This is a genomic window from Streptomyces sp. NPDC023723, from assembly GCF_040639815.1.
In the GTDB taxonomy this organism is placed as follows: Bacteria; Actinomycetota; Actinomycetes; order Streptomycetales; family Streptomycetaceae; genus Streptomyces.
In genome coordinates, this window is sequence record NZ_JBFAAP010000017.1 from 139,209 (window position 1) to 149,050 (window position 9,842).

Annotated in this window: 7 protein-coding genes and 1 pseudogene; 4 read left to right on the forward strand and 4 right to left on the reverse strand. The window is 72.8% G+C overall.

All coding sequences use genetic code 11. The annotated features are described in order from the left end of the window. Positions 1-80: 80 nt before the first annotated feature. A complete protein-coding gene (locus AB0G32_RS20080) occupies positions 81-1,085 on the reverse strand; it encodes a substrate-binding domain-containing protein (RefSeq protein ID WP_361164549.1) in 1,005 nt (334 codons plus the stop codon). A 323-nt stretch (positions 1,086-1,408) separates the two neighbouring features. Between AB0G32_RS20080 and AB0G32_RS20085 the strand changes: the two genes are divergently transcribed. The 3 genes from AB0G32_RS20085 to cyc2 all read left to right on the forward strand — a co-directional run bounded on the left by AB0G32_RS20085 (position 1,409) and on the right by cyc2 (position 5,538). Further along, entirely contained in the window at positions 1,409-2,056 is a 648-nt protein-coding gene (locus AB0G32_RS20085; protein ID WP_361164552.1) for a ScbR family autoregulator-binding transcription factor, read from the forward strand. A 22-nt stretch (positions 2,057-2,078) separates the two neighbouring features. Next, on the forward strand, positions 2,079-3,263 hold the full coding sequence (locus AB0G32_RS20090; protein ID WP_361164555.1) for a damage-control phosphatase ARMT1 family protein: 1,185 nt from the start codon (positions 2,079-2,081) through the stop codon (positions 3,261-3,263). A gap of 112 nt (positions 3,264-3,375) precedes the next feature. Then, positions 3,376-5,538 (forward strand): germacradienol/geosmin synthase Cyc2, encoded by a 2,163-nt coding sequence (gene cyc2, locus AB0G32_RS20095; protein ID WP_361164558.1) that lies wholly within the window; start codon positions 3,376-3,378, stop codon positions 5,536-5,538. Positions 5,539-5,595: 57 nt separating this feature from the next. Here the strand turns inward: cyc2 and AB0G32_RS20100 are convergent, their stop codons facing one another. From AB0G32_RS20100 to AB0G32_RS20110, 3 genes are read right to left on the reverse strand one after another with little or no spacing between them, the layout of a single operon-like run. Then, positions 5,596-6,471 (reverse strand): geranyl diphosphate 2-C-methyltransferase, encoded by an 876-nt coding sequence (locus AB0G32_RS20100; protein WP_361164561.1) that lies wholly within the window; start codon positions 6,469-6,471, stop codon positions 5,596-5,598. A 15-nt stretch (positions 6,472-6,486) separates the two neighbouring features. Next, positions 6,487-7,812, reverse strand: a complete 1,326-nt coding sequence (locus AB0G32_RS20105) for a family 2 encapsulin nanocompartment cargo protein terpene cyclase (protein ID WP_361164564.1) — start codon at positions 7,810-7,812, stop codon at positions 6,487-6,489. A gap of 59 nt (positions 7,813-7,871) precedes the next feature. After that, on the reverse strand, positions 7,872-9,290 hold the full coding sequence (locus AB0G32_RS20110) for a family 2B encapsulin nanocompartment shell protein (protein WP_361164567.1): 1,419 nt from the start codon (positions 9,288-9,290) through the stop codon (positions 7,872-7,874). Positions 9,291-9,549: 259 nt separating this feature from the next. Here AB0G32_RS20110 and AB0G32_RS20115 point away from each other — a divergent pair. Next, positions 9,550-9,842: pseudogene (locus AB0G32_RS20115) on the forward strand (PDZ domain-containing protein); the annotation flags it as partial.

Here is a 9,842-nt window from a genome sequence, read left to right on the forward strand (position 1 = left end):
CTAGGCGATCGGTATCGGGGAGGAGGGGCGGATCAGGGGCGCCGGCGGGGCCTGGGACAGGGGGCGGGCCGCGGACCGGATCACCGCGTGCCGCCCGCCGCGAACCGCCCGACCGCGTCCGCGTTGGCCTTGGTGACGAACGCGGGCCCGGTCAGCACCGGTTCGGTGCCGCCGCCGCTGACGTTGCCGTTGGTCCGGTACAGCCACAGCCCGTCCACCGCGAGATAGCCCTGGAGGTAGGGCTGCTGGTCGACGGCGAACTGCACGTCACCGCGCTTGACGGCGGCGACCAGGTCCTTGTCGAGGTCGAAGGTGGCGACGTGGGCCGCGCTGCCCGCGTCGCGGACCGCCTTCACCGCGGTCAGCGCGTACCGCGCGCCGTTCATGACGACCTCGTCGATCCGGGTGTCCTGCCCGAGCCGGGCGGCGACCGCGTCCCGCACCGCCTCCATGTCGGTGCCCTCGACGTAGAGCATCTCGGTCATGCCGCCGAAGGTCTTCTTCACCCCGGCGCAGCGTGCCTCCAGCGCGACGTTGCCCCGTTCGTGGATGACGCACAGGGTGTGCTCGGCGCCGAGCGCGTCGAGCTTGTCGCCGACCGCCCGGCCCGCCACGCTCTCGTCCTGCCCGAAGTACTCCAGCAGTCCGGTGGCCCGCCAGGCGTCCATGCCGGAGTTGAGGCCGACGACGGGGATGCCGGCCGCCCGCGCCTCGGCGACCGGCCGCTTCATCGCGCCCGGCTTGGCCAGGGTCACGGCGATACCGTCCACCCGGTCGCCGATCGCGTCCCGGACCAGCTCGGCCTGGCCCGCCGTGTCGGAGTCGCTGGCGTACGTCAGGTCGATGCCGTCCTTGGCGGCCGCCGCCTCGGCACCCTTGCGCACCAGGTCCCAGAAGGCGTCGCCCTCGCCGCCGTGGGTGACCAGGGCGATCCTGAGCCGGCCGGTGTCCGGCTTGCCGCCGCTCGCGGCGGCCGCGTCGTCGGCGGTCCCGGAGCAGCCCGCCGTCAGCAGGCAGGCCGCGACCGCCAGGGCGGCCAGACGCCGCCGCGCGGACGGGGCGGGCGGCGGGGGAGAACTGTTCATGGGAAAGCGGCACCTCGCTGAGCGGCCGAGCAGGAGGAACAGGGCGAGGGGCCACCGCCGGGCGACAGCTGTGCGCCAACTGGGTGAGTCTCGCTGGGCCGGAGCCAATCGCGTGTGACCACCGGTAGTCAAGTGACCAACGATGCGATGGCGGTTGTCACTACCGCATCGTGACAATCCACGCGTCGTCAAGTGCGGCCGCGCGGGCCGCCGGCCGGCCCCCGACCTCGTCAAAGAGGCTGTTGACGCGGTGAGTTATTGTCTGCTGCGGGTCAGAACACACGGCATGGCCCGTTCGGTTCCAGCCCAGGAGTGTTCATCCGATGGCGAGGCAGTTACGCGCCGAGCAGACCCGTGCGACGATCATCGCGGCCGCCGCCGACCTGTTCGACCGCCAGGGCTACGAGTCGACCAGCCTGAGCGACATCGTGCGCCGCGCGCGCGTGACCAAGGGCGCGCTGTACTTCCACTTCGCGGCCAAGGACGATCTCGCCCAGGCCATCATGGAGTTGCAGTCCCGGACCTCGCGCCGGATGGCCCGCGAGATGGACGGCCGGGGCTACTCCTCCCTGGAAGCCCTGATGCGGCTGACCTTCGGCGTCACCCGGCTCTCCGTCGAGGGCCCGGTGCTGCGCGCCGGACTGCGGCTGGCCACCGCGGGCGTGCCGGTCCGGCCGCCGCTGCGGCACCCCTTCACCGAGTGGCTGGAGCTGGCCTCCGCCCGGCTGGTCGGCGCGGTCGAGGAGTCCGACCTGCACCCGGACATCGATGTCGACGCCGTCGCCCACAGCTTCGTCTGCTCCTTCGTCGGCACCCGCGTGGTGGGCCGCACCGTGGAGCCCGTCGCCCACCAGCCGCGCCGGGTCGCCGAGATGTGGCGGCTGCTGATCCGCGCCCTGGTGCCGGTGACCCGGCGCCCCCACTACGCCCGCCTCGCGGTGCGCCTGGAGCGGGAGCCGGGACCGGTGTGACCACCGCGCTACGGTGAGCCGCATGCCCGACCTCTCCACGCCGCCCGTCCTGCGCGCCGACGCACCCGGCTCCTTCCCGCACTCCGTGCTGGCCGAACGGCACCCGGCGATCATCCGGCAGGTGCGGCAGCACCTGCCCTACGACCCCGACCGCCGCCGCGCCCTCGACGCCCTGCTGGAGAACTGTCTGCGCGGCGGCATCGAACCCCTGCCCGAGGACGCCGCCGACCACGACCGCTGGGCGGCCTGGGGGATGGACGAGTACGCCGGCCGGTCCTGGTTCGAAGTGCCGTGGCTGTGGTCCGAGAGCTGGTTCTACCGCCGCCTGCTGGACGCGACCGGCTGGTTCGGACCCGGCCCCTGGCACGGCATCGACCCCTTCCGGCCGGTCAAGCTGGCCGAACTCGACGCCCCGGAGACGGACCAGGAACTCGCCGCGCTCGACGGCCTGCACCGCCTGCCGGCCGAGCGGCAGGCGGCCGCCCTGCTGCACGGCTCGCTCTGGGGCAACCGCGCCGACCTCGGCTTCCGCCTCTCCGCCGACCCCGGCGCGGCCCCTGCGGACGCCCCGCCGCTGGTCGCCGACGACAGCGCCCGCCTGTGGTCCCTGCTGCCGCCCGGGGGCGAGTCCGGCACCCTGTGCCTGGTCGCCGACAACGCCGGCCGCGAACTCGTCCCCGACCTGCTCCTCGTCGACCACCTCCTCACCCACGGCCACATCACCCGCGCGGTGCTCCAGGTGAAGCCGTACCCGTACTACGTCTCCGACGCCACGCCCGCCGACGTGCTGGACGCGGTACGGCGGCTGACCGGCGCCGAGGGCGCCGCCGCCGGGTACGGACGCCGGCTGTGGGCCGCCCTGGCCGACGGCCGGCTCACCGTCCGCGCCCACCCCTTCTCCTGCGCCCCGCTGCCGTACGCCGAGATGCCCGCCGACCTGCGCGCCGAGTTCGCCGCCGCGACGCTCACCGTGGTCAAGGGCGACCTGAACTACCGGCGGCTGGTGGGCGACCGGCGCTGGCCGCCGACCACGCCGTTCGCCGACGTCACCGGGTACTTCCCCGGCCCGGTGGCCGCGCTGCGCACCCTGAAGTCCGACGTGATCACCGGCCTGGCCCCCGCCACGGAGACCGCGCTGGTCGCCGCCGAGGAACAGCGCTGGCGCACCGGCGGGACACACGCGCTGATCCAGGTACGGGACCGTTGATCCGGCCACGGACCGGGGCGCGAGGTTCCTGACCCGGCCCGAATTCACGCGATGGTGTGATCATCAGCCGTCCCGAGGATGCCCCCGAAAGGCCGTGGGTAGGGCCCCGGCCATGACGCAGCAGCCCTTCGAACTCCCGCACTTCTACTTGCCGCATCCCGCCCGGCTCAACCCCCATGTCGACGAGGCGCGCGCCCACTCGACCCGGTGGGCGCGCGACATGGGCATGCTGGAGGGCTCCGGAGTCTGGGAGCAGGCCGACCTGGACGCCCACGACTACGGCCTGCTGTGCGCCTACACGCACCCCGACTGCGACGGACCGGCCCTCTCCCTGATCACCGACTGGTACGTGTGGGTGTTCTTCTTCGACGACCACTTCCTGGAGAAGTACAAGCGCACCCAGGACCGCGTCGCCGGCAAGGCCCACCTGGACCGGCTGCCGCTGTTCATGCCGCTCGACCTCGCGGACGGGCTGCCGGAGCCGGCGAACCCGGTGGAGGCCGGCCTCGCCGACCTGTGGCGGCGCACGGTGCCGGCGATGTCGGCCGACTGGCGCCGCCGCTTCGCCGTCGCCACCGAGCACCTGCTCAACGAGTCCCTGTGGGAGCTGTCCAACATCAACGAGGGCCGGATCGCCAACCCGGTCGAGTACATCGAGATGCGCCGCAAGGTCGGCGGCGCCCCCTGGTCGGCCGGGCTGGTGGAGTACGCCACCGCCGAGGTGCCGGCCGCCGTCGCCGGCACCAGGCCGCTCAGGGTGCTGATGGAGACCTTCTCCGACGCCGTCCACCTGCGCAACGACCTCTTCTCCTACCAGCGCGAGGTCGAGGACGAGGGCGAGCTGAGCAACGGCGTGCTGGTCCTGGAGACCTTCTTCGGCTGCACCACCCAGCAGGCCGCCGACATCGTCAACGACGTCCTCACCTCCCGGCTGCACCAGTTCGAGCACACCGCGTTCACCGAAGTCCCGGCCATCGCCCTGGAACAGGGCCTCACGCCGCCCGAGGTCGCCGCAGTCGCCGCCTATACCAAGGGGCTCCAGGACTGGCAGTCCGGCGGCCACGAGTGGCACCTGCGCTCCAGCCGCTACATGAACGAGAACGCGTCCAGGACCGGCCCCTGGCAGCCGGTGCCGTCCGGCCCCGGCACCGCCGCCGCCGACATCCGCGCCCTGCTCGCCGCGGCCGGCGCCGAGCGGCGGCTGCGGTCCTTCACCCACGTACCGTTCCAGCCGGTCGGCCCGTCCCGGATCCCCGACATCCGGATGCCGTTCCCGCTGGCCCTCAGCCCCGCCCTGGACGGCTCCCGGCGCCACCTGACCGAGTGGTCGCTGCGGATGGGCATCCTCGGCGAGGGCGTGTGGGACGAGGACAAGCTGCTCAGCTGCGATCTCCCGCTGTGCGCCGCGGGCCTGGACCCGGACGCCGGCCAGGAGCAGCTCGACCTGGCCTCCGGCTGGCTGGCCTTCGGCACCTACGGCGACGACTACTACCCGCTGGTCTACGGCCACCGCCGCGACCTGGCCGCCGCCCGGCTGACCACGGCCCGGCTGTCCGCGTGCATGCCGCTGGCCGGCGAACCGGTCCCGCCGCCCGCCAACGCGATGGAACGCTCCCTGACCGACCTGTGGGCCCGCACCACCGCCGGCATGACCCCGGCGCAGCGGCTGCCGCTGCGGCAGGCCATCGACAAGATGACCGCCGCCTGGGTGTGGGAGCTGACCAACCAGATCCAGCACCGCGTCCCCGACCCGGTGGACTACCTGGAGATGCGCCGCGACACCTTCGGCTCCGACCTCACCCTCGGCCTGTGCCGGGCCGGACACGGCCCCGCCGTCCCGCCGGAGGTCTACCGCAGCGGCCCGGTCCGCTCGCTGGAGAACGCGGCGATGGACTGGGCCTGCCTGCTCAACGACATCTTCTCCTACCAGAAGGAGATCGAGTACGAGGGCGAGGTCCACAACGCGATCCTGGTGGTGCAGAACTTCTTCGGCATCGACTACCCGACCGCGCTCGACGTCGTGCACGACCTGATGAGCCAGCGGATGCGCCAGTTCGAGCACGTGGTCGCGCACGAACTGCCGGTCGTCTACGACGACTTCCAGCTCTCCGAGGAGGCCCGCGAGATCATGCGCGGCTATGTGACCGACCTGGAGAACTGGATGGCGGGCATCCTCAACTGGCACCGCGAGGTACCCCGTTACAAGGCGGCGTACCTGGCCGGCCGCAGCCACCGCTTCCTCCCGGACCGGGCGCCCGCCGTCCCCGTGCCGTAGCGCGACGAGCCGGGGCCGGGACCGTCGGTGACGGTCCCGGCCCCGGCGCTTTCCGGCTCAGACCCGGTCGGCCGCGATCAGCACGTACTGGAAGGAGCCGTCCCGGTAGGAGTTGATGAACGCCTCCTCGATCCCGGTGACCAGCGAGGAGGTGGCCCGCAGCTCCCAGTAGGGCAGCGTGTCCGGGGTCAGGTCCACGATGGTCTGCGGCACCAGCCGGTTGTCGGCCATGGCCCGCAGGTACTCGCGCCGGGAGTGGATGTTGCACTCGAAGTGGGCGTTGATCTCGGAGACGTACTTGGACGGCTGCCCGTAGCGCGGGTTCCAGCAGCCGGTGACCGTCACGTACCGGCCGCCCACCTTGAGGAACCGGGAGTGCTCGGCGAACAGGTCGTGCAGGTCGACGTACATGCTCGACTCGTTGTTCCACGAGGCGGTGACGCTGCCCTTCTCGAAGGGCGTGTCGAGCATGTTGCACACCCGGGAGCGGACGTGGTCCGCAAGGCGCAGCTCCCGGGCCCGCCGGTTGCCGAAGTCGGCCTGCGCGGCGGACAGCGTGACGCCCTCGACCCGGCACCCGAAGCGCTGATGGGCCATCACCATGGACCCGCCGCGCCCGCAGCCGGCGTCCACCAGGGTGTCGCCGGGACCGACCGGGCCGAGGTGGCCGAGGAGGAACTCGGCCTGCGCGGATTCCAGCCGGTGCAGCTCGGCGATCAGCTTCTTCTCGTACTCGCTGTGCGCCGGGTCGCCGAGCGCGGCGTGGTCGACGGCGCCGATGCCGTAGTGGTGGTGGTAGAGCCCGTCCACGTCACCGAGGCGGAGGTTGACGGGCCTGGCCTCGTTGTTCCAGTAGCGGGCGATGTCCTCCTGGTAGGGCGTCGCCGGGGCCGGGATCTTGGCCGTGGCGGTGGAGGTCGTTTCAGTCGTCACAGGGGTTTCCGTTCGTCACCAGAAATCGGGCAGGCGGTAGCGGTAGGTGTTGGTGCGGTGCCAGTCGTGGTTGCCGTCGACCCAGGCGGCCACGCCGCGCAGGAAGCGCAGCACGGTGGGCAGCGGACAGGCCGCGGCGAGGTCGGCCGCGGCGGCCTCGAAGGCGTGCATGAGCTCGTTGTGGACCTCGACCGCCTTCAGATACGCGTCGCGCTCCGAGAGTTGCTCGCGTTCGGCGAGCACCACCGGCAGGTTCAGGTGCAGGCCGGGGCTGTCGAGTTCCTTCATGTACGAGTAGAGGTCGTTGACGATGGTGGTCGCGTTGCCGGCCAGCGCGATGACCCGCTGCATGTCCGGCCGGGCGTGCAGGTCGGCGGGGAGTTCGTAGCCGCCGACGGTGTCGGTGATCGTCGGGCAGGGCCGGAAGTTGTTGAACTGGCGCATCGCCAGGTACTCCCAGACCTCCGGGACGTGCCCGGTCTGCGCCCAGGCGGCCTCGGCGAGATAGCCCAGGTGCAGCCGGGCCATGTCGTGCCGGAAGCGGTCGGACTGGGAGGGCGTGGCGGCGCGCACGAAGTAGTCCATCGCGCTGCGGTACGCCCGGCGCGGGGCGTCCGAGGTGAGCGACTCGGCCCACGCCGGGGCGTACTCCGCGGTGGTGTGCAGATGGTCGAGCGCCGTGTGCGCGAGCAGCAGGCGCCCGCCGAGACCGACGGGTGAGCCGCCGTGGTCCTCGCAGTAGCAGTCGTCCACCGCGTTCTCCGCGACCATCAGCCGGGTGGCGAGCAGCAGGTGGTCGACGGTCGGGGCGTCGGGGTGGCAGCCGACCATGTAGCTGCCGACCGAGAAGCCGTCGAACTGGCCCGCCCACTCCTCGGGGTAGAGCCGCACCTCGTCCTCGGCCCAGAGCTTGATCCGGCGGCTCACCTCCGCGACGCGCACCGGGTCGGGCTCCGGGACGGGGTGGAAGTAGAGCCCGGGGACGGCCCGGCCCTCGGCGGGCGCGAGCACCGGGCCCGGTTCCGGGAGCGCGGTTCTCAGCCGTTCGGCCAGGGAGAGCGCGGCGGTGCCCGGGCCGCTGGGTCCGTGCAGGACCCGCTGGAGCGCGTCGGCGACGTCGGGGGCGTCGGACACGTCGGGCGCGGGGGGCGCGTCCGGTACGGCGGAGGCGGCCGCCGGTGGGGAAGGTGCGGGTGGGGAAGGCGGGGGAGGCGGGGGAGGCGGGGGTGGGGGAGGCGCGGACAGGTGCGGGAGGCCGACCGGCGGATGCAGCGCGGCCAGGAAGTCCGGGGCCGGCGGCCGGGACGGCGGGGGTGGTTCCAGGGGCCCGGTGTCGGGCATCCGTGGCTCCTTGCTACAGGGGGAGTGGGAGGTGGTTCAGCAGGCGTGGGGCCGGGCCGTCAGTCCCGTCCCGGGGCGATCCGTACGTTCTCCAGTACGCCGAGCGCGTCCGGCAGGAGGACCGCGGCGGAGTAGTAGGTGCTGACGAGGTAGGAGGTGACCGCCTGTTCGTTGACGCCCATGAAGCGCACCGACAGGCCCGGTTCGTACTCGTCCGGCAGACCGGTCTGCCGCAGACCGATGACGCCCTGGTTCTCCTCGCCGGTGCGCATCGCGATGATGGAACTGGTCTGCTGCTCGCTGATCGGGATCTTGGAGCAGGGCAGGATCGGCACCCCGCGCCAGGCCGGCACGGACTGTCCGCCGAGGTCGACGTGGTCGGGATAGAGCCCGCAGGCGTTGAAGCCGCGCCCGATCGCGGCGATGGTCCGCGGATGGGCCAGGAACAGCTTGGTGCCGCGCCGGCGGCAGAGCAGCTCGTCCATGTCGTCCGGGGTCGGCGGGCCGGAGCGGGGCTGGAGGCGCTGCTTGTAGTCGGCGTTGTGCAGCAGCCCGAACTCGCGGTTGTTGATCAGCTCGTACTCCTGGCGCTCGCGCAACGCCTCGACGGTGAGCCGGAGTTGTTCCTCGGTCTGGTTCATCGGGCCGTTGTAGAGGTCGGCGACCCGGGTGTGGACGCGCAGCACGGTCTGGGCGACGGAGAGTTCGTACTCGCGCGGCCTCGCCTCGTAGTCGACGAAGGTGCCCGGCAGCTCGGCCTCGCCGACGTGCCCGGCGGACATCGCGATCTCGGCCTCGCCGTGCTTGTTCTGCCGCTGCCGCGCGGCGGAGCCGAACTCCTCGACGTGCGCGCGAAGGCCGGGCGCCGCGTCCCGGACGGCGGCGAAGTCGGCGTGCGAGAGGGTGAGCAGGGTGCCGGCGGTCTCGGCGGTGACCGTGCGGTCGTGGCGGGCCTCCGGGTCCAGCAGGGCGTTCGCACCGAAGTGGTCGCCGTCCGCGAGCACCCCGACGCCGGCCTCGTCGCCGTACGGGCCCTCGGCGGTCTGCCGGACCCGGCCGTGGGCGATGAGGTGGACGCGGTCCGCCGGGGCGCCGCGCTCGACGAGGACGTCACCCGGCCCGAAGTCGCGCTGCGCGCAGCGGTCGGCGAGCGCGGTGAGCACGTCGGTGTCCTCGAACCCGCGCAGCAGGGCCAGTTCGCCGAGCTCCCGGGGGATCACCCGGACCGCGGCGCCCTCCTGCACGAACTCGATGCGGCCGTCGCCGACGGTGTGCCGCAACCGCCGGTTGACCCGGTAGGCGCCGCCCTTGGTCTCGACCCAGGGGAGCATCCGCAGCAGCCAGCGGGAGGTGATCTCCTGCATCTGCGGGGCGGACTTGGTGGTGGTGGCGAGGTTGCGGGCGGCGGAGGTGCTCAGGGACTGCTGCGGCACGGCCGGTGCGGCCGGTGCCTGCGGGCTGCTGCTGTCGACGGTCATGGGGAGGGGCTGCTCCTTGCGCGCCGGGGCGACTGGGACGGGAGGACCGTGAGATCCGTCCACCCGCAGGAACGTAGTCCCGGGGCGGAGCGCACCGGCTGGAGAAGACGCGTGCTTACCCCGAAACGGTGACAATCACTTGAATGCGGTTTATCGGTGCGGTGGACGACATCGCGCCACGGTGGCGCCGATCAGTCTCACTCGTTCGTGACTCGTCGCCCGGTGGGGCCCCGGGTAGGGGTCCTGCCGGAGGCGATCGATGGAACAGACTGTGTCGGAACAGGCCGTGCTGCGTCCCAAGCCGATGCCGGGCCGCGATCCCGGCGGCGGCACCGGACCGGTTGCCGCGCGGCAGCCGAAGCGCCGGCGGCGGCGCCGGTCCGTCACCGTGCTGTGCGGCCTGCTCGCCGGGACGGTGCTGGTGCTGGCCGGGGCGGGGATCGGGGCGATGGGCAGCACGGTGCTGGGCGTGGGCATGCCGGCCGAGCCGCGGCAGCGGGGCGGGGCCGCCGCGCCGGCCGCCACGGTGGCCGCCGCGACGCCGCGCGCCGC

Excerpts from the sequence above, each read along its gene's own strand:
- AB0G32_RS20085 (WP_361164552.1), top strand. The coding sequence starts at position 1,409 with ATGGCGAGGCAGTTACGCGCCGAGCAGACCCGTGCGACGATCATCGCG.
- AB0G32_RS20090 (WP_361164555.1), top strand. The coding sequence starts at position 2,079 with ATGCCCGACCTCTCCACGCCGCCCGTCCTGCGCGCCGACGCACCCGGC.
- cyc2 (WP_361164558.1), top strand. The coding sequence starts at position 3,376 with ATGACGCAGCAGCCCTTCGAACTCCCGCACTTCTACTTGCCGCATCCC.
- AB0G32_RS20080 (WP_361164549.1), bottom strand. The coding sequence starts at position 1,085 with ATGAACAGTTCTCCCCCGCCGCCCGCCCCGTCCGCGCGGCGGCGTCTG.
- AB0G32_RS20105 (WP_361164564.1), bottom strand. The coding sequence starts at position 7,812 with ATGCCCGACACCGGGCCCCTGGAACCACCCCCGCCGTCCCGGCCGCCG.
- AB0G32_RS20110 (WP_361164567.1), bottom strand. The coding sequence starts at position 9,290 with ATGACCGTCGACAGCAGCAGCCCGCAGGCACCGGCCGCACCGGCCGTG.